The following is an 18,649-nucleotide window of genomic DNA, read 5'->3' as shown; positions in this document are numbered from 1 at the left end:
AGACCCGCCGCCCGACCCCGGTTACCGTGCCGGCACAACAACGACCCGCTGGAGACAAACCCGTGATTCGCCTGCCCCTGATGCCTAGTTTTCCGCGCGTCCTGGCCCTGCTGGGCCTGGCGCTTGCGCTGCACACCGCCCACGCCACCGTCAACGTGTCAGGCGTGCGTTTCGAGGAACAGATTGACCTGCAAGGCAAGCCGCTGCAGCTCAACGGCGCGGGCCTGCGCTACAAGGCCATCGTGCGCGTCTATGCGGCTGGGCTCTACGTGGGCCAGCCCTCCACCAATCCCGACACGCTGTTGGCCGAGACCGGCCCCAAGCGCATCACCATCACCATGCTGCGCGACATCGACGCCGGTGAGCTGGGCAAGCTGTTCACCCGCGGTGTGGAGGACAACACCCCCCGCAGTGAAATGGGCGGGCTGATTCAGGGCTTGCTGCGCATGGGCCAGCTGTTTGCCGAACAAAAGCAGCTCAAGAGCGGCGACACCTTCAGCATCGACTGGCTGCCTGGCACCGGCACGGTGATCACGCTGCGCGGCGTGACCCAGCCCGACCCCATCAAGGAGCAGGCCTTCTTCAACGCCTTGCTGCGCATCTGGCTGGGGCCCAACCCGGCCGACAACCGGCTCAAGAACGCGCTGCTGGGCCAGCGCTGACACGGGTCGGCCCTGACTTTCCAGGACATGGACCATGCATTTTGACGAGTACCTGCGGCTGGACGCGGTGGCCCTGTCCGCGCTGGTGCGCACCCGGCAGGTGCCGGCGGCCGCCCTGCTGCGCTGCGCCATGGAACAGGCCAGCAAGGCCAACCCCCGCACCAACGCCATCGTCCGGCAATGGGCACCCACAGCCCCGTCCGCCGGGGCCGATGGGCCTTTCTGCGGTGTGCCCTTTTTGCTGAAGGACGGCGGGCACGACTTCGCTGGTCTGCCCACCACCCACGGCAGCCGTGCGCTGGCGCGCCACATCCCGGCGGTGCACTCGTCGGTGGTGCAGCGCTTCATTGATGCGGGCCTGCAGGTGTTCGGCAAAACCAATGTGCCCGAGCTGCTGCTGAAAGCCTTCACCGATTCGACGCTGCTGGGCCCGGCCAGCAACCCCTGGGACCCGCGGCGCACACCCGGCGGCTCCAGCGGTGGTGCCGCGGCGGCGGTGGCCAGCGGGGTGGTGCCCATGGCCGCGGCCGGCGACGGCGGCGGCTCCATCCGCATCCCGGCCAGTTACTGTGGCCTGTTCGGCCTGAAGTCGTCGCGCGGCCGGGTGTCGGTGGGCCCGGCGGTGGGCGAGCTGTGGAGCGGGGCCGCCACGCACGGCGTCATCAGCCGCAGCGTGCGCGACTCGGCCCGCGCGCTCGACGTGATGCAGGGCCCCGAGGTCGGCGACCCTTTCCAGATTCCGCCGCCCGAGGCGCCCTACGAGACGCTGATGGCGCGCGAGCCGGGCCGGCTGCGCATCGGCTTCAGCATTGAGTCGCCACTGGGCACACCGGTGCATGCCGAAGCCCAGGCGGCGGTGCAGGCCGCGGCGCAGCTGCTGGCGTCGCTGGGCCATGACGTGGTGCCGGCCGCACCCGCAGTCGATGGCCACGCGCTGGCGCGGGGCTATTTGACAATGTACTTCGGCCATGTCCATGCCACCGTGTCGGCCGCACGGCGGGCTGGCGCCTCTGCCGCCGACTTCGAACCCCTGACCCGGGTGCTGGCCACCCTGGGTGCAGCCACGCCGTCGGGGCAGTTTGTCAATGAGATCGCCGGCTGGAACAACCATGCGCGTGCGCTGGGCCACTTCCATCGGCAGCACGACCTGCTGCTCACGCCCACGGTGGCCACGCCGGCGCCGCTGCACGGCGCCACCGACCTGCCAGCGGTGCAGGCCTGGGCACTGGAGGCCCTGGAGCGCAGCGGCATGCTCTTTTTGCTGGCCCGCGCGGGGCTGATCGACGGCGTGATTCAGAACATCGCCCGGGACAACCTGGCCCTGGCACCGTTCACCCAGCTGGCCAACCTGACCGGCACACCGGCGATGTCGGTGCCGCTGCACTGGGGCGCCGACGGCCTGCCGCTGGGCGTGCAGTTCATCGCCCCCTTTGGCCGGGAGGACAAGCTGCTGCAGCTGGCCCACCAGCTGGAGCTGGCCCGGCCCTGGATGGACCGCCTGCCCGGCTGGGCGGTGGGCTGAAACTCACCCCCTCAGCGAAGCGGGTCAGCGGGCCATGCCCCGAAACGCCCGCACCAACGCGTCGGTCAATTCCCCTGCCCCCACCGCCTGGCAGCCGCTGGCGTTTTGCCCCGACCACAGCGGCGAAAAATCGCCGCTGCCGGCCGCTTCGGCCTTGGCGCGCAGCGGCGCGATGGCTGCGGTGGCCAATGGAAATTCGGGCGGCGCGCTGCCCAGTGGCCCCAGCTCGCGCATCAGCCGGTTGACGATGCCGCGGGCCGGGCGGCCGGTGAACAAATGGGTCAGCGCGGTGTGGCGGGCCAGCCCCGGGTTGGCCAGCGCGGCACGGTGTTGCGGGCTGGTGGTGGCCTCGTGGCACAGCAGGTAGGCGGTGCCGATCTGCACGCCATCGGCACCCAGCGCACGGGCGGCGTTGATGCCCGCGGCGTCGGCAATGCCGCCGGCGGCGATCACCGGCACATTCAGCGCCCGCGCCAGCTGCGGCAGCAAGGCAAAAAGGCCTTGCTGGCGGCTCAGGTCGGGGCTCAGAAAGTGGCCGCGGTGGCCACCGGCCTCCAGGCCCTGGGCGATCACCGCATCGACCCCGCGCGACTGCAGCCACAGCCCCTCGTCCACCGTGGTGGCCGAGGCCAGCACCTTGGCACCCCAGCCCCGCACCCGCTGCAGCAGGGCCGGCGGCGGCAGGCCGAAATGGAAGCTCACCACCGGCGGGCGAAAGGGCTCAATGACGTCACACACCGCGTCGCTGAACGGCGCCCGGCCCGGGCCAGCCGGCACGAGCAAGGGGTTGATGCCCATCTCGGCAAAGTAAGGCGCCAGCGCCTGCCGCCAGGCGGTCTCGCGGGCCTCGTCGGGGGTGGGTGGGGTGTGGCAGAAGAAGTTGACGTTGCAGGGCTTGTCGGTGCCGGCCCGGATGGCCTCCAGCTCCTGGCGCAGGCCCTCGGCCGTGAGCATGGCGGCGGGCAGCGAGCCCAGGGCGCCGGCGTTGCTGACGGCAATCGCCATGGCGCTGCCTTGAACGCCGGCCATCGGGGCCTGGATCAGCGGGTACTCGATGCCGAGCAGTGAACAGAGTGGGCTCATGGGGACTCCTTCGAAACCTGGGGTCAGTGGGGATTGTCCAGGGCCCAGGCCACATGCTCGCGCACCAGGGCACTGGGGTCGTTGGCGCGCTGCTGCAGCGCGTGTTGCAGGGCGGCGCGCTCGGTGGGCGGCAGGCCCGGCGCGCGCAGCGCGTTGCCCAGGCTCACGGCCAGATTGCGCAGCCAGCGTTCGTGGCCGATGCGGCGGATGGCGCTGCCTTCGGTGTGGCGCAGAAACTCGGCCTCGGTCCAGCCGAACAGCGTCACCAGCGACGGGCTGCTGAGCGCCGGCCGTTCGTCAAAGTCGGTCAGCGGCGCGCGCTGGGCGTATTTGTTCCAGGGGCAGACCAGCTGGCAGTCGTCGCAGCCGTAGATGCGGTTGCCCATCAAGGGCCGCAGCTCCAGCGGGATGGGCCCGGCGTGTTCGATGGTCAGGTAGGAGATGCAGCGCCGCGCGTCCAGCCGGTAGGGGCCCAGAATGGCCTGGGTGGGGCAGGCGCTGATGCAGGCGGTGCAGCTGCCGCAGTGTGGCGCCACCGCCTCGGTGGCGGGCAGGGCCAGGTCGAGGTAGATCTCGCCAAGGAAAAACATCGAGCCGCCTTCGCGGTGCAGCAGCAGCGTGTGTTTGCCGCGCCAACCCTGGCCGCTGCGGCTGGCCAGTTCCACCTCCAGCACCGGCGCCGAGTCGGTGAAGGCGCGGTGGCCCAGCGGCCCCACGGCCTCGGCAATGCGCTCGGCCAGTTTCTGCAGCCGCGGCCGCAGCACCTTGTGGTAGTCCCGCCCCCGGGCGTAGAGAGACACCACCGCCTCGTCCGGGCGCTGCAGCCGCGCCAGCTCAGCGGCCTGCCAGTCGTCGGGCTGGGCTGCGGGCAGGTAGTCCATGCGGGCGGTGAGCACACTCACCGTGCCGGGCAGCAGCTCGGCGGGCCGGGCGCGCTTCAGGCCATGCTGGGCCATGTAGCCCATGTCGCCGTGGAATCCGGCAGCCAACCATGCCAGCAACCCGGGTTCGGCGGCCGACAAGTCCACCCCGCTCACGCCGATTTGGGAGAATCCGAGTTCCCGGGCCCAGGCCTGTATCTGAGGAAGCAGTTGCGATCTGTCGAAAGTCACCCGCCGATTGTAGGAAGCCCCCCCGCTGAAGGGGCCTCCCGCGCCCTGGTCTGGCGCAGCGAGGCCGACACCCAGGCCTTTGCCCAGGCCCTGGCCGCCCAGCCCGGCATCCGCCAGGCCTATGTCGAACTGGTGGGTGATCTGGGCGCTGGCAAGACCACGCTGGTGCGCCACCTGCTGCGCGCTCTGGGGGTGTCGGGCCGCATCAAAAGCCCGACCTACGCGGTGGTGGAGCCGCACGAGGCCCGTACCGCCGACGGGCCGCTGGCGGTCTGGCACTTTGACTTCTACCGCTTCAACGACCCGCAGGAATGGGAAGACGCCGGCTTTCGCGACCTGTTCGCCAGCCCCGGCCTGAAGCTCGCCGAATGGCCCGACAAGGCCACCGGCCTGCTGCCCACCGCCGACCTGGCGCTGCACATCGCCACCGATGCCCACGAGACCCGCACGGTGACATTGCAGGCCCGCACCGCCCTGGGGGCTGCGCTGTTGCAGGGGTTGCCGGCATGAAGCAGCCGCCCAACCTCGCCCGCCGCCGTCTGTTGCAAGGCAGCAGCCTGCTGTTGCTGCTGGGCAGCGGCCAGCTGGCCTGGGGCGCCAGCATCGTCGAGGTGCGGGTCTGGCCGGCCGACGACTACACCCGCGTGACCATCGAGTCCGACGGCCTGCTGCAGGCCACGCCGCTGTTTGTGCCCTCGCCGCCGCGGCTGGCGGTGGACATCACTGGCATCGAGTTGAACCCGGCGCTGCGCGAGCTGGTGGGCCGGGTCAAGTCGGACGACCCCTTCATTGCCGGCGTGCGGGTGGGCCAGTTCGCGCCCGGCGTGGTGCGGCTGGTGCTGGACCTGAAGCAGCCCGCCCTGCCCCAGGTGTTCAGCCTGCCACCGATTGCCAGTTACCAGCACCGGCTGGTGCTGGACCTCTACCCCACCCAGACGCCGGACCCGCTGGAGGCCTTGATCACCGAGCGCCTGCGCGACCGTCAGCAGGCCCAGGGCGCGGCCCAGGCCGCCGCCGACGCGGTGGCCAAGCCCGCCCGGCCCGGCGCCGACCCGCTGGGTGAGCTGATCGCCCAGCAGGGCCGACGCCCCGCCGCGCCGGTGGCCCCTGTGCCTGCGCCCGGCCCACTGGCCAAGATCACCTCCACCGCGCCGCCGCGCACCGACCGCATCATCGTCATCGCACTCGATCCCGGCCATGGCGGTGAAGACCCCGGCGCGGTGGGCCCGGGCGGCACCCGCGAAAAGGACGTGGTGCTGCGCATCGCCCATTTGCTGCGCGACCGCATCAACGCCAGCAGCGTCAACGGCAACAGCCTGCGCGCCTTTCTGACCCGCGACGCCGACTTCTTTGTGCCGCTGCAGGTGCGGGTGCAAAAAGCCCAGCGGGTGCGGGCCGACCTGTTTGTCAGCCTGCATGCCGACGCCTTCTTCACCCCGGAGGCGCGCGGCGCCAGCGTGTTTGCGCTGAGCGAGGGTGGCGCCTCGAGCAGCGCGGCGCGCTGGATGGCCAACAAGGAAAACAAGGCCGACCTGGTGGGTGGCGTCAACCTCGGCCGGGTGCGCGACCAGGAGGTGCAGCGCGCGCTGCTGGACATGAGCACCACCGCGCAGATCAAGGACAGCCTGAAGCTGGGCGGTGCGCTGCTGGGCGAGATCGGCCAGGTGGGCAAGCTGCACAAGCCCCGGGTGGAACAGGCCGGCTTTGCGGTGCTCAAAGCCCCCGACATCCCCAGCGTGCTGGTGGAAACCGCCTTCATCAGCAACCCCGAGGAAGAGGTCTTGTTGACCAGCGACGCCTACCAGGAGCAGCTGGCCGACGCGGTGATGCGCGGCATCCTGGGCTATTTCGCGAAAAACCCGCCACTGGCCCGCAGCCGGGAGCTTTAATCTCCCCCATGCATTGGAAAAACCACCCGCTGTGGGCCCTGCTGGTGTTGATGGTCTTGCATGTGCTGTCGCAGATCGACCGCTCCATCCTGGTCGGGTTTTCGCCGCAAATCCTGCAGGACCTGGGTCTGGGCACGGCCCAATTCGGTTTTCTGGTGGGTTTTGCCTGGGTGCTGAGCTTTGGCTTCATGGCGCTGTTTCTCGGCACGCTGGCCGACCGCTACAGCCGCACCCGGGTCATCGTGGCGGGGCTGTTTCTGTGGAGTGCCGCCACCTGGGCCAGCGCCCACGCGATGGACTACGGCCAGATGGTGGCCGGGCGCTTTCTGGTGGCCAGTGGCGCGGCGGCGCTGATCCCGGCCGCGCTGTCGCTGATCAGCGAGCTGTTCGAGCAGCGGCGCCGCACCCTGGCCATGGGCCTGTACTTTGCTGGCCTGCCGCTGGGGGTGGGCGGCGCCCTGCTGCTGGCCGGCGCCACCGCCGGCCAGGGCTGGCGGGCCACGCTGGAAGGCCTGGGCCTGGTGGGCATGCTGGCCGCGCTGCCGCTGGCCCTGGCCAAAGACTCGCGGGGCTTCCGCGGCTCCATGGCCACCGGCCGCCATTTCGGGCCGCAGTTGCTGGAGTTGCTGACCGTGCTGCGCCAGGACGGCCGGCTGCGCCATGTGGTGGTGGGCCTGGTGCTGGCGAATTTTGGTTTTGTCAGCCTGTCTTTCAGCCAGCTTTGGCTGGTCAACGAGCGCGGCTTTGCCGCGGCCGACATCGCCCGGCTGACCGGAGCCATGCTGCTGCTGTGTGGCTGCCTGGGCGCGGTGGCCGGCAGCCTGCTGGCGGTGTGGCTGGCGCCCCGCCTGGCCGGCGGCGTGTTCGGCCTGGTGGCGGGCCTGGTGCTGGTGTGTGGCCCGCTGGCGCTGGTGTTTCTGGCCCTGCCACCCAGCTCACCGCTGTTCTACCTGGGCATGGCGGCCAAGTTCTTTTTGCCGATGGCGATTTACGGCGCCGTCACCGCCCATGTGCTGGACCTGACCCCCATCACCATGCGGGCCACCATGGTGGGTTTTGTGATGCTGTGCGTGAACCTGGTGGCGCTGGCCGGCGGCAGCCTGGCGGTGGGGCTGGGTGTGGACTGGCTCACCGACCAAGGGGTGGACCAGCCCTTCACCCAGGCACTGCTGGCGGTGGACACGCTGGTGCTGTGCTCGGTGGTTTTTTTTTGGCGCGCGGCCTGGCTGGACAGCCCACGCCGACCCCGACGCTGAAGCGCTCAGATGGGGTAGATCAGCGAGTTCAGCACCATCTCGCTGTCGTACACGCAGCGGCGGCTCTGGAAGCGCAGGCCCTCGGGCGTGTCGACCAGGGTGTCGATGTAGCGCCCCACGTTGTAGACCTCGCTGATGCCGGCTGGCCGGGTGCGAAACACCGCGTAATGGGTTTGCGCCTCGATCACGCCCTCGGCCTGGCCCAGCAGCCGCGCCGGGCTCAGCACATGGCGGGTGTAGTAGGGCCCGTGGTAGATGGTCTGGGTGACGCCGTAGACCCGGTCGCGCATCATGGCATGGCTTTCGAGGTCGATCAGCGCCAGCGGCAGGCCACGGTCGAAGTTCTCGCGGGCCTGGACGGTGTAGCGGCCGTCGGCCACGAAGAAGTTCGGCCAGTCGTCAAAACGCTGCTCGTCCAGCGCGGCGGCGCAGTCGGCGTTGAGGCGGTCGATGCGGTGCTGCAGCAGCAGCGTGTCCAGCGTGGCGTCCATCACTCGCCCATCACCTGGCGCCAGTAGGCGTACATCGAGCGGATCAAGGTTTCGGTCACCATGTGCTCGGCGCCCTCGGTGCCGGTGCCGCCCAGCTCACACAGGGTTTCGCCCTGGTCGCGGCCATGGCCGGTGGTCTGCGTGAAACCGTTCTGGCTGAACTCGATCACCTCGCCGTCGTCGGCACTGACGAAGCCGGCCGGGCCGAACAGATTGGCCTGGCGCAGCCGGCGCCGTGTCATCTCCGGCGTGTCGTCGGCAAAGCCGAAATGGGTCCAGACAAAGTCGAAGCTGTCCACACCGCGCGGGATGATTTGCCTTGTGCTGAGCGAGTTCACCTGCTGCTGCACGATGAGGCCGGGAAACAGCGTCAGCATGGTCACCGTGGGGGTGATGGCCTGGCCCGGATGGGCGGGGTCGTCCATGGTCCACCAGGGCTCGGTCACGACGTCGAGCAGGCGGTTGTCCTGCAGCGCCATGCCGGCCTTGAACGAGGTCACGCCGGCGGTGACGGCGGCGGTGGCGGCCGCGTTCTGGCCACCCTCGTTGCGGCGCGACACCATCACCGCGTGGCGGCCATGGGCGTCCATCACCATGCGGCTTTTCTGGTCGGCCCGCCACAGGCCGAAGGTGACAAACCAGGTGTGCAGCAAGCCGGGGTGGTAGGGATCTTTGATGTTTTCCATCATCAGCTTCCAGTTGCCTGGAATGCGCTGGCGGTTATAGCCCAGCAGCGTCAGCGGCCGGCCCTGGAAGATGCGGTTCAGCCAGGGCAGCACCTGGGGCCCGAGGTAGTCGGCCAGTGGCTCGACCTCGGCGCTGAAGCTGGCAAACACCAGGCCGTGCAGCGTGGCCACCCGCAGCTTGGTCAGGCCATGGTCTTTGACGTCAAAGCCGGCCGGCATGCCGCCTTGCACCGTCTCGCCTTCTTTCAGGCCGTCCTTGAACGGCAGGCCGGCCAGGTCGCCATTGAGCTTGTAGGTCCACTGGTGGTAGGGGCAGACAAAGCTGCGGGCGTTGCCCTGGGTCTTCTGGCAAAAGCGCACGCCGCGGTGGGCGCAGCGGTTTTCCACCACCCGGACGCCGGCGTCGGTGGCGCGCTCGGCCGGCGCGACGCGGTCGCGCACCAGAATCACCTGGCGCTCGCCTATCCAGGCCAGCTTGTAGTCGCCCACCTTGGGAATCTCCACCTCCAGGCCCACGTAGTTCCAGTGCGCGCCGTAGAAGATGCGGTCCAGCTCGCGCTGGTAGACCTGGGCATCGGTGTAGGCCCAGAAGGGCACGCGGCTGGAACCCTCGGCAGTCCAGCGCGACAGGGTGTGGGGGGCGTTCATGGGGGCGTCTCCTGGCCGGGTCAGGGCTTCAGGAAAATCATACGCCGCCGCGGGGCCCCGCGGGGTCAGACCTGGCTGCCGCCCTGTTTGCGGGCCCGCAAGGCCCCCACCGCCACCACGATGCCGGGGATGATGATCATGGCCCAGATGATGCGGCTCAGGTTCTCGTGCACCCACAGGGTGTTGCCGAACAGATAGCCCGCGCCACAGAGGCCACCCACCCACAGCAAGGCCCCACCGAGGTTGAACGCGGTGAAGCGGGCGCGGTTCATCTCGGCCACGCCGGCCACAAAGGGCGCAAAGGTGCGGATGAACGGCATGAAGCGGGCCAGCACGATGGTGATGCCGCCATAGCGTTCGTAAAACGCATGGGCCTGGTTGAAGGCACGCTTGTTGAAAAAGCGCGACTGCTCCCACTGGAAAACCTTGGGGCCAAAGTAGCGGCCGATGGCGTAGTTGCACTGGTCGCCCAGCACCGCCGCCGCCCACAGCACCACACAGGCCAGCGGCAAACTCAGCAGGCCGGCGCCGGCCAGCGTGCCCACAATGAACAGCAGCGAATCGCCCGGCAAAAAGGGCATCACCACCACCCCGGTTTCGGTGAAAACAATCAGAAACAGCAACACATACACCCAGGCGCCGTACTGGTTGACAAACACCTCCAGGTGCTTGTCCACATGGACGATCAGGTCCATCAGCGTCATCAGCAAATCCATCATGCGGCGCATTATCGGTGCGGCATAGAATTCCCCCGTGACAGACCTGCCCTCTCCCGCGCCCCGGCGCGCCATCCGCGAACTCCCCGACGAACTCATCAGCCAGATTGCCGCTGGCGAGGTGGTCGAACGCCCGGCCTCGGTGGTGCGCGAACTGGTGGACAACGCGCTCGACGCCGGCGCCCGCCAGGTCACCCTGCGGCTGCTGGCCGGCGGTGTGCGGCTGATCGCGGTGGAAGACGACGGCGCCGGCATCCCGCGCGAAGACATGGCGCTGGCGCTGCGCCGCCACGCCACCAGCAAGATCACCAGCCTGCATGACCTGGAGTCGGTGGGCACCATGGGTTTCCGCGGCGAGGCCCTGGCCGCTATCCATTCGGTGTCCGAGGTGTCGCTGCTGTCGCGCACCGCGGATGCGCCCAGCGCCTTTTTGCTCGACGGCCAGAGCGGCGAGCTGCGGCCGGCCGCCCGCGCCATCGGCACCACGGTGGAGGTCAAGGAGCTGTTTTTCCGCACACCGGCGCGGCGCAAGTTTCTGAAGACCGACGCCACCGAGCTGGCCCATTGCATTGAGTCGGTGCGACGCCATGCGCTGGTGCGGCCCGAGGTGGGCTTTGCGGTGTGGCACGAGGGCAAGCTGGTGGAGCAGTGGCGGGCCCGCAGCGGCGACGACGCGCTGGACCAGAGGCTGGCCGATGTGCTGGGCGCCGACTGGCTGGCCCGCAGCGTCAAGGTGCACCATGCGGCGGGCGGCGTCACCGTGCATGGCCGGGCCGGCATTCCCGACGCGGCCCGCACCCGCTCCGACCAGCAGTTTGCCTACGTCAACGGCCGCTTTGTGCGCGACAAGGTGCTGAGCCACGCCGCCCGCAGCGCCTTCGACGACGTGCTGCACGGCCAGAAACAGCCGGTGTTTGCGCTCTACGTCAGCGTGGACCCGACCCGGGTCGACGTGAACGTGCACCCCACCAAGATCGAGGTGCGGTTTCGCGACAGCCGCGAGGTGCACCAGGCGGTGCGCCACGCGGTGGAGAACGCGCTGGCCACCCCGCGGGCCGGGCTGGCGGCTGCGGTGCCGGCAGCCGACACGCAACCGGCGCTGGACATGCCCACACCCGCCGCCGACACCGGCTGGCCCCGCACCACCCCCTGGCGGCAAGACGCCATGCGTTTTGCCGCGTCACCGCGCGGCGACGCCGAGGCCATGTGGCCGCAGACCCGCGCCACCGACGTCGACGCCACCAGCTTCACGCCCTGGGTGGCTGAAACCCTGCCACCGCTCACCGCAGCCCCGCTGACGCCACCCCACGCCGCCCTGCCCGCCACCGGCGACGAGCTGCCGCTGGGCCGGGCGCTGGCGCAATTACAAGGCGTCTACATCCTGGCCGAAAACGCCCAGGGCCTGGTGATTGTGGACACCCACGCCGCCCACGAGCGCATCGTCTACGAGCGGCTCAAAACGCAGCTGGACCAGGCCAGCGAGCGCGCCATGGCCAGCCAGCCGCTGCTGATCCCCACCACCTTTGCCGCCACGCCGCAAGAGGTGGCCACCGCCGAGGCCCATGCCGACACGCTGGCCCAGCTGGGCATGGAGGTCACGCCCTTCTCGCCCAAGACCCTGGCGGTGCGCGCCGTGCCCAGCGCGCTGGTGCAAGGCGACGCAGTGGAGCTGGCGCGCAGCGTGCTGGCCGAGCTGGCCCAGGTGGACGGCAGCGCCGTGCTGGAGCGCGCCCGCAACGAGCTGCTGGCCACCATGGCCTGCCACGGCGCCGTGCGCGCCAACCGCCGGCTCACGCTGGCCGAGATGGACGGCCTGCTGCGCCAGATGGAACAGACCGAACGCTCCGACCAATGCAACCATGGCCGACCGACCTGGCGACAGATCAGCCTGAAGGAGCTGGATGCCTTGTTTTTGCGGGGTCGGTGAGCGGCCCTGAGCCGCCCAAGGCCGGCAGGTCGCAACGGCTGGGGGCGTTCGCGCAGGTCCCTGTGACCATCACCGCTTCACCGACGGGTCTGTCAGCAGGTCGGACACGCCATTGATTCCGCGGGTCGCTTGGCGCCACCAGGCGGAAAACGACGCACACTCCCGGCTCACCGAAGGAAACAGCAACGCGGCCGGTCGCCGTTCCACCCGGCGCGGCAACAAGGCATCGACATGGGGGTCGGCCACCGTTTGCACCGACCGGGCCTGCGCCAGCGCCTGGTCGAGCGCCTGGCCGTCTGAATACCAGGCGACCGGTGCCAATGTGGCCATGCGGCGGCCCACGAAGTCCCATCTGGCGGCGCTCCAGGGTCGGGTTGCGTGGAATACCGCAGGCCACCAACCCAGCACCAGGCAAGCGCTGGGCAGGTCGTCTGGCACCTCGTTCAGGGCCCAGGGGTGCACCAGCCAGACATCACGGTCTTTGGCTTGCAAGGCCTCCGGCGCTTGCACCTGCGGCGGTCGGTGCAACAGGGCGGGCTCATTGATGCCTTCGTCGGCCGACGGCGTCACCACCGCACGCGGGCTTCGGGCGATGGCGTCCAGGCGCTCGTAGGAGGTGTCGATCACGGTGCCCGGGCTGTGCCAGGGCACCGGCGCGTAACGGGCCACGTTGTCGGCGTTGAACAGGTAGGGCTTGTGACTGGCCGTGCCCGCCACCCATTGCCAGCTGAGGTGGTTGCTCGCGAGGTCGCCATCGAGCAGGTGGGCCAACATCCAGTCCGCCCCTGTACGCCAGTACACCTTGCGCAGGTGCACCGTGTAACTCGCCAGCCACATGCGGGCGTGGTTGTGCAGGTAGCCCGTGGTGTACAGCGTGTGCACCGCCTGGTCGATCACCGGCACACCCGTGCGAGCCTGCCGGATGTCCTCGGGCAGGGTCGGTGTGTAGGCCGTGTCGGGCAGTGGGCCGTCGTGAAAGGATTGCAGGATGCCGTCGCCACGGTGCTGCCAGACATGGCGGAAATAGGCTCGCCAGCCCAGTTCGTACACCAGCTTGTGCTCGACATCCAGGCGGTGATGGGCCGCCACCATGGCAAGCAGTTCGGGGAGGGACACCAGGCCGTGGGTGATGTAGGGCGACAGGCGTGTGACAGCCCCCTCGATGTGATTGCGGCTGCGGGCATAGCTTCCAGGCTGTATCGCCGCAATGCGTGACAGCGCCTCTGCGCGCTCGGCCGGGAAAAGGTCCAGGGGGGTCATGAAGAAGCGCTCAGTCGGCATTGGGGCGCGGGGATGCACCTGGGCGCGCGTAGGTGGCCAGGTAGTTCACACGGGTGTCGGCACACCATGTGGCGCGGTGTGACAGCGGGTGGTAACGCATGCCACGCAGGTCGAGGCGGCGCAGGCCATGCGGGTTTGCTGCGGCATCCAGCTCGGCCGGCCTGACAAACCGTTGCCACTGGTGGGTTCCGCGCGGCAACACCCGCAGCAGGTACTCGGCGCCGACGATGGCGAACAGGAAGCTCCGCCAGGTCCGGTCGATGGTGGACATGACCAGCAGCCCACCGGGCGCCACGGCATGGGCCAAGGTGGCCACAAACCCCGGCACGTCGTCCACATGCTCCACCACCTCGAGGGCCAGCACCACGTCAAACGATTCTGCCGGTCCCAGCACCTGGGCGGGCTCGCCATGGCGGTAATCCACGGCCACACCCTGCGCTTCGGCGTGGCGCCGGGCCGCGGCCAGATTGCCACTGGAGGCATCGACGCCCACCACATGGGCGCCCGCCCGGGCCAGGGGCTCGGACAACAGCCCGGCGCCACAACCCACATCCAGCACACGAAGCTCGGCCATCGGGCGGTAGCCAAAGTGGGCGTTGATCCGGTTCACCAGGTGGAAAAGCCGCAGTTCGTTGACCACGTGCAGGGGGCGCATCGGCCCGGCAGGGTCCCACCAGGTCGAACTCAGCCGGTCGAAGCGGTCGATCTCGGAGGCAATGGCTGTCATGGTTTGCGCCTTCAGAGGTGCCGGCAGACGCCAACCGCCGCCCTGGAGCCGGCGCCCACCAGCCATGCCCAGGCCCGCAGCCACAAGCCGGGCGGGGCCGCGCCTTGTGCCGCGAGGGCCTCGTCACGGTGGGAAATTTCATCGGCCTGGCAGGTTTCCAAGTCCCGCCGCAGCGCCTGCAGGGCGGGTTGGTCGCGCAAGCGCAGGATCTGCTCGGCGTAGTGAAGGTCGACAAAGCGCTCGACCGCCGCGATCGTGGCATAGACCGACCGCGGCCCCGCCAGGGCCGGCAAGGCGCCGGTGAGCCAGCCGGCCACCCGCCACAGCGGCAGCAATCGGCTGTGCTGTGCGGGCGTCAGCCAGCCCTCCATGCAGCGCAGGTGCAACTGCTCGGTTTCCAGGTGCTGCTGCGCGAAGCGCCTGAGCGCTGCGTCCCTGGAAAAGAAGAGCACACCGCGGTAAATGCCCACCGCACCGGTTTCCCCGGCGTGGTCGGTGCGCAGGTCGGCCACCACACCAGCGGGCAAGGTTGGCGGCGGATGAAGCGCCCCCAGGCCTTGGCTGTGAGGGGGCGTGGATTCGCCTGGCACGGTCATCGTCATCTGGCCGCCGGCGCTCAGCCCTTTTTGGCCCATGCGCTGCACCAGCCCTTGGCGGCCACTGGCTTGCCGGCAAACAGCGGGCAAAGTCCGGCGGCATCGGCGCTTTTGCCTTGGTAGAGCGCGCAGCTCTGGCAGTTCTGCCCCGCGGCAAACTTGGGGAATTTCTTGCTGTCCACCTTGCTGGCGTCGGCAACATAGCCCAACGCCACGGCCTGCGGGTCTTTCTCATCCAGCCTGGTTTGGGCTTGTGCGGTGGCAGCCATGGCCATGCAGCCGGCGGCCGTGGTGACAAGGAAGGTGCGGCGGTTGGTTTTCATGGTGATCCTGTGGTTTGCTGTGGTGGGATGCCGGGTTCCCCCTGCGTGGGGGCCAGGGAGCCCGGCATGGGTTCGAAAAAGGGGCATGGCCTGGGTCAAGCGCTCAGGGGGTGCTGCGGGGCGGTTGACGCCAGGCCTGCCGGACGGTCAGGAAAATCCGGTACCCCCACTCCAGCGCCCACAGCGCCGGCCTCGAGCCCAGCAGGGTGGCGAGGAATGACCATCGCGGCAAGGCGCTCCACAGCCCGACGAAAGCCCCTGGGCCACTCACCAGGCTGCCGTCCGGCCGGCGCAGGTGCAGCCTGGCCAATGCCGCCTCGCGGCTCAGGCCGGGACCCAGCGCGGCGGGGTCGCAGGTGGCGGCGTCCACCCAGTCGATGCCTTCAGCCCCGGTCTGGCGCCGGTACAGGCCGATCTCTTTGGCACAGACGGGGCACGCACCGTCGAAGTAAAGAACCGGTCGGGGCGACACGGGTGGAGCAGCTTTGGACATGGCCAAATTCTATGAATAAGCAATTCACTTTAAACTCAACGGGTCAATTTTGATCGATATTGAGCTAATATCGAACTCAAATCAAACTCAAAAGACCATGAATCCCGTCAGCACGCCATCGTCGACAACCGCCCCGGAACCCGTTTTCCGCAGCGGAGCCGTCGCGAAAATGGCAACGATGCCGGTCTCCACCCTGCGGATTTGGGAGCAACGGTACGAGGCCGTGCGTCCCGCCAGCTCGCAGTCCGGGCACCGGATGTACTCTGCAGCGGATGTCGAGAGGGTGTTGCTGTTGCGTGAGCTGACCCAGAAGGGGCACGCCATCGGCACCTTGGCTGGTTTGGACACCACGCGCTTGCAAGAGGTTGCGCGGCTGGCGGCAACCGCACCCGCCGTTCAGCGGGCCGCGAGGACAGCCGCCGCTGCTTCGCTGCGGGTGGTCGTGATTGGGCAGGGCTTGGCCGCCCGCCTGCAGCGCCCGGCGTTGGGGCGGTTCCTGGGGCGGCCGCTGCATGTGCTTGCTGTTTTTGATTCGCTGTTCGAGGCCGCGAGCTCGGCTGCCGAGCGCAAGGCGGATGTGCTGATCTGGCTGTCGCCCGGCCTGCACCCGGAGATGTCAGAAGACCTTCAGGCCGCACAAGGTGCCTGGCAGGTGCGGCTGACCGCCATCGCTTATCGGTTCGCCAGCGCGGCTGCCTGCCAGGCCTGGACCGAGCGTGGTGTGGAAGTGGTTCGGGAGCCCGCCGATGACGAGGCCCTGGGAACCTGGCTGGTCTCGCTGGAAGCCTCGTTGCAGGTGGACAACCCCAGGCCAGAGACCACCCCGGAATCCCCCCTGGGCGCCGAAACCCCGGACGAGCCCGTCGCCCCTCGGCGTTTTGATGACGCGGCCTTGACGGCCATGGCGGCCATCTCGCCGTCGCTTGCGTGCGAGTGCCCACGCCATGTGGCGGAACTGCTGATGCAGCTGGCCAGTTTCGAAGCCTACAGCGCGGAATGCATGAACCGGGACACGGCCGATGCCCAATTGCATGCCTACCTGCACCAGGTCGCCGGGCGCTCACGGGCGATGTTCGAGACGGCGCTGGAACGTGTGGCCCAGCATGAAGGTTTGCCACTTCGCTGACACGCCGGCTTTTCTCCAACCTGCATCGACACCACTTCCCCCATGAGCCTGAGCTTTGCCATTCTGATCACTGCGTTGCTCTTTGGCGGCATGACGCTGTACGCCTTCGGCTTTGCGGCGCTGCTGTTTTCCGCGTTGCCACCGCAAACCGCCGGCGCGGTCATTCGCAAGGGGTTCTCCTGGTTCTACCTGTTCGTCATGGTCACGGCCGCGCTGGGCGCCTCGTCGTGGTGGCCAAACGACCCATGGTCTGCCGCTGTGATGGCGGTGGTGGCCGTCACCACCCTGCCCTTGCGCCACTGGCTGATGCCGGCGATCAACCACGCCACCGACACCGGCCTGAAGCGACGCTTCAAGTGGCTGCACGGCCTGTCGGTGCTGGTCACGCTAGGCCACATTGGCGCCAGTGGCTGGCTGTTGGCCCGGCTCGCCTGAGGTCAAGGTCATCCGACCCGCCGGCCATGCCGCGCCGCAACAGCCCAGTGAGCTCAGAGACCTGGTCGTGGAAAGGCGTTTGGGCCGATGCTCGGCCGCCCAAAAGAGCCAGCGAAACCGGCAGGCTGAAAAGCAGTGCATCCGTCATACCCTGACGCAGAAATTGCTGGCCGATGCCGCCCTGATTGGCGAGGGCGCTCGCGCCTGAACAAGGCGGTGGGCGCAGCGACTGCGCCATCGCTTCATGGGGGCCTGGTGCGGGCCTGGCCGGTTTCGGGGTCGCCCCCGGGTTTACCAGAGTCCATTTTTTGCTGCAGCCATCGAAAACAAGGGGGTTCCCCTTCCCTCCGCTGACGTGGCGGGCTTCTGTGCCTGTCATCGCGCAGTGATGTGCATTGGATCGATTCCCCGATCGCCACCGAAAGACGCCCATGCTTGTTGAAATGATCTATGCCAGCAAGGTGTCCAAGCCTTTGGATTCCAGCACGGTGACCGACATCCTGCTGGCAGCGCGGCAGCACAATGCCCGTCATGGCCTGACGGGCCTGCTGGTGTTCAACCACGAGTATTTCCTTCAGGTCATCGAGGGTGATCGCGCCCAGCTGAAGCGTTTGTTGCCCCGCCTGATGGCCGATCAGCGGCACACCGATTTCGCCCTGATCCGGTTCGCTTCCATCACGCAGCGGCAGTATGGCCACTGGTCGATGGGCTTCGTGGCGGCCCATGCCGTGAACCGGGCCGTGCTGCTTCGACACGGGGTGTCCGACAGCTTTGACCCCTGCAATCTGACGGAATCCGCCGCCATCGCGTTGTTGCGTGACCTCCGCGAGTCGTTGGTGGCCGAGCCGCTGGCCAAAGCCGCCTGAGTCACGTCGCCCCGTCGACCAACTGCAGCGCTGTGCAGGGGTCGGCGGATCGGCACACCGGTGGAGGACATCCGAAGCTGTCCTCCACCGGTCAGTCGCTGACCCAGGGCTGGACAAACGCAAACCAGCCACCGATGAGGTAGAAGGTCACGCTGGCCGCATACACCCCCAAAGACACCCGGCGCGTTCTCAGGCAGGCATCTCGCAGGGCCGGATCAACCGGGCAAGGGGCCTTTCGGTTGCGCCATTGCAAGACGCCACTGCCCGCCATCATCAAGCCGGCCAAGGAAAAAACCACCGCCTTGTGCTCGCTGAGCCAGACCACCTGCGGGAAGACGGCCACCAGTGACGACAGGGCAGCACCCGCTCCCAGGGCCACCAGCAAGGCCGGCACAGCGCAGCACACCAAGGTGCTGGAGGTGGCGAACAGGCTCGCCACCGAGGTCCAGAAGCCGCGGCGTGATTCGGTGATGCCGTCAGCGCTCATTTGCGCCCCTTGGTTTCCGTCTTGATGTCCTCGACGGACTTCTGCACGGTTTCGAGTTTCAACACGTCATAGCCGGCATCGGTGATCGCTGCAGTGATGGCTTTTTCGTCCAAGGCCAGTCCTTCCCTGGCTTCGATGGCGACCGTTTTCCTTTTCAGGTCCACATACACCGCCTTGGTTGCGGGCATGCCGGAGAGGTGCTTTTCAATGCCCTGGGCGCAGAAGGCGCACACCATGCCGTTGACGGTGGCTTTGATGCTGGTGGCGGCGAAGGACGGCAATGTGGTCAGGGCGATGGCCAAAGTGATGGTCAATTTGTTCAT

At 68.4% G+C, this 18,649-nt stretch carries 21 protein-coding genes; 9 read left to right on the top strand and 12 right to left on the bottom strand.

The annotated features are described in order from the left end of the window. Positions 1-80 precede the first annotated feature (80 nt). Complete coding sequence (locus AC4BAR_RS04770) at positions 81-662, top strand: chalcone isomerase family protein (RefSeq protein WP_490627196.1); 582 nt, start codon at positions 81-83, stop codon at positions 660-662. A 34-nt stretch (positions 663-696) separates the two neighbouring features. Further along, positions 697-2,184, top strand: coding sequence for an amidase (locus tag AC4BAR_RS04765; RefSeq protein ID WP_490626658.1), 1,488 nt, complete (start codon positions 697-699; stop codon positions 2,182-2,184). Positions 2,185-2,208: 24 nt separating this feature from the next. On the opposite strand, the gene AC4BAR_RS04760 is transcribed toward AC4BAR_RS04765, so the two are convergent. Together AC4BAR_RS04760 and queG are read right to left on the bottom strand one after the other, a co-directional pair. Next, the gene (locus AC4BAR_RS04760) at positions 2,209-3,267 is read right to left on the bottom strand and encodes an NAD(P)H-dependent flavin oxidoreductase (protein WP_490626657.1); all 1,059 of its coding nucleotides are present in this window, start codon (positions 3,265-3,267) and stop codon (positions 2,209-2,211) included. Between the two features lie 23 nt (positions 3,268-3,290). Next, positions 3,291-4,346, bottom strand: coding sequence for a tRNA epoxyqueuosine(34) reductase QueG (gene queG, locus AC4BAR_RS04755; RefSeq protein WP_490627195.1), 1,056 nt, complete (start codon positions 4,344-4,346; stop codon positions 3,291-3,293). Positions 4,347-4,358: 12 nt separating this feature from the next. Here queG and tsaE point away from each other — a divergent pair, with 12 nt between their 5' ends. The 3 genes from tsaE to AC4BAR_RS04740 are packed head-to-tail and all read left to right on the top strand — an operon-like array spanning position 4,359 to position 7,524. Continuing rightward, positions 4,359-4,889, top strand: a complete 531-nt coding sequence (tsaE, locus tag AC4BAR_RS04750) for a tRNA (adenosine(37)-N6)-threonylcarbamoyltransferase complex ATPase subunit type 1 TsaE (protein ID WP_490626656.1) — start codon at positions 4,359-4,361, stop codon at positions 4,887-4,889. Continuing rightward, positions 4,886-6,268 (top strand): N-acetylmuramoyl-L-alanine amidase, encoded by a 1,383-nt coding sequence (locus AC4BAR_RS04745; RefSeq protein ID WP_490626655.1) that lies wholly within the window; start codon positions 4,886-4,888, stop codon positions 6,266-6,268. The genes tsaE and AC4BAR_RS04745 overlap by 4 nt, the downstream gene beginning before the upstream one ends. An 8-nt stretch (positions 6,269-6,276) precedes the next feature. Beyond that, a complete protein-coding gene (locus AC4BAR_RS04740; RefSeq protein WP_490626654.1) occupies positions 6,277-7,524 on the top strand; it encodes an MFS transporter in 1,248 nt (415 codons plus the stop codon). 5 nt (positions 7,525-7,529) lie between these two features. Here the strand turns inward: AC4BAR_RS04740 and AC4BAR_RS04735 are convergent, their stop codons facing one another. The 3 genes from AC4BAR_RS04735 to AC4BAR_RS04725 form a co-directional block, all read right to left on the bottom strand. Beyond that, on the bottom strand, positions 7,530-8,015 hold the full coding sequence (locus AC4BAR_RS04735) for an aromatic-ring-hydroxylating dioxygenase subunit beta (protein WP_490626653.1): 486 nt from the start codon (positions 8,013-8,015) through the stop codon (positions 7,530-7,532). Beyond that, positions 8,015-9,349 carry an aromatic ring-hydroxylating dioxygenase subunit alpha gene (locus AC4BAR_RS04730; RefSeq protein ID WP_490626652.1) on the bottom strand — a complete coding sequence of 445 codons (1,335 nt, stop codon included), beginning with the start codon at positions 9,347-9,349 and terminating at the stop codon, positions 8,015-8,017. Before AC4BAR_RS04730 ends, AC4BAR_RS04735 begins: the two co-directional genes overlap by 1 nt. Positions 9,350-9,414: 65 nt before the next feature. Next, a complete protein-coding gene (locus tag AC4BAR_RS04725) occupies positions 9,415-10,065 on the bottom strand; it encodes a VTT domain-containing protein (RefSeq protein ID WP_490627194.1) in 651 nt (216 codons plus the stop codon). Positions 10,066-10,102: 37 nt separating this feature from the next. Between AC4BAR_RS04725 and mutL the strand changes: the two genes are divergently transcribed. Then, the gene (gene mutL / locus AC4BAR_RS04720) at positions 10,103-11,992 is read left to right on the top strand and encodes a DNA mismatch repair endonuclease MutL (RefSeq protein ID WP_490626651.1); all 1,890 of its coding nucleotides are present in this window, start codon (positions 10,103-10,105) and stop codon (positions 11,990-11,992) included. 69 nt (positions 11,993-12,061) lie between these two features. Here mutL and AC4BAR_RS04715 read toward each other — a convergent pair whose 3' ends face one another. The 5 genes from AC4BAR_RS04715 to AC4BAR_RS04695 all read right to left on the bottom strand — a co-directional run bounded on the left by AC4BAR_RS04715 (position 12,062) and on the right by AC4BAR_RS04695 (position 15,412). Further along, a complete protein-coding gene (locus tag AC4BAR_RS04715; RefSeq protein WP_490626650.1) occupies positions 12,062-13,252 on the bottom strand; it encodes an FAD-binding domain-containing protein in 1,191 nt (396 codons plus the stop codon). A gap of 10 nt (positions 13,253-13,262) precedes the next feature. After that, a complete protein-coding gene (ubiG, locus tag AC4BAR_RS04710; RefSeq protein WP_490626649.1) occupies positions 13,263-14,000 on the bottom strand; it encodes a bifunctional 2-polyprenyl-6-hydroxyphenol methylase/3-demethylubiquinol 3-O-methyltransferase UbiG in 738 nt (245 codons plus the stop codon). An 11-nt stretch (positions 14,001-14,011) separates the two neighbouring features. Continuing rightward, positions 14,012-14,512, bottom strand: coding sequence for a demethoxyubiquinone hydroxylase family protein (locus AC4BAR_RS04705; protein WP_490626648.1), 501 nt, complete (start codon positions 14,510-14,512; stop codon positions 14,012-14,014). A gap of 104 nt (positions 14,513-14,616) precedes the next feature. Further along, entirely contained in the window at positions 14,617-14,919 is a 303-nt protein-coding gene (locus AC4BAR_RS04700; protein WP_490626647.1) for a high-potential iron-sulfur protein, read from the bottom strand. Positions 14,920-15,022: 103 nt separating this feature from the next. Beyond that, complete coding sequence (locus AC4BAR_RS04695) at positions 15,023-15,412, bottom strand: thiol-disulfide oxidoreductase DCC family protein (RefSeq protein WP_490626646.1); 390 nt, start codon at positions 15,410-15,412, stop codon at positions 15,023-15,025. Between the two features lie 97 nt (positions 15,413-15,509). Here AC4BAR_RS04695 and AC4BAR_RS04690 point away from each other — a divergent pair, with 97 nt between their 5' ends. From AC4BAR_RS04690 to AC4BAR_RS04680, 3 genes are all read left to right on the top strand, one after another. After that, on the top strand, positions 15,510-16,538 hold the full coding sequence (locus AC4BAR_RS04690; RefSeq protein WP_490626645.1) for a MerR family transcriptional regulator: 1,029 nt from the start codon (positions 15,510-15,512) through the stop codon (positions 16,536-16,538). Positions 16,539-16,580: 42 nt separating this feature from the next. Then, positions 16,581-16,973 carry a DUF4149 domain-containing protein gene (locus AC4BAR_RS04685; RefSeq protein WP_490626644.1) on the top strand — a complete coding sequence of 131 codons (393 nt, stop codon included), beginning with the start codon at positions 16,581-16,583 and terminating at the stop codon, positions 16,971-16,973. Between the two features lie 431 nt (positions 16,974-17,404). Then, on the top strand, positions 17,405-17,839 hold the full coding sequence (locus AC4BAR_RS04680; protein ID WP_490626643.1) for a BLUF domain-containing protein: 435 nt from the start codon (positions 17,405-17,407) through the stop codon (positions 17,837-17,839). Between the two features lie 91 nt (positions 17,840-17,930). Here AC4BAR_RS04680 and AC4BAR_RS04675 read toward each other — a convergent pair whose 3' ends face one another. Both AC4BAR_RS04675 and AC4BAR_RS04670 read right to left on the bottom strand, forming a co-directional pair. Then, positions 17,931-18,326 carry a hypothetical protein gene (locus tag AC4BAR_RS04675; protein ID WP_490626642.1) on the bottom strand — a complete coding sequence of 132 codons (396 nt, stop codon included), beginning with the start codon at positions 18,324-18,326 and terminating at the stop codon, positions 17,931-17,933. Then, complete coding sequence (locus tag AC4BAR_RS04670; protein WP_490626641.1) at positions 18,323-18,649, bottom strand: heavy-metal-associated domain-containing protein; 327 nt, start codon at positions 18,647-18,649, stop codon at positions 18,323-18,325. The genes AC4BAR_RS04675 and AC4BAR_RS04670 overlap by 4 nt, the downstream gene beginning before the upstream one ends.

It is taken from the genome of Rhodoferax sp. SPJ4 (assembly GCF_058216275.1).
This window is presented reverse-complemented; position numbering and strand designations above follow the sequence as displayed.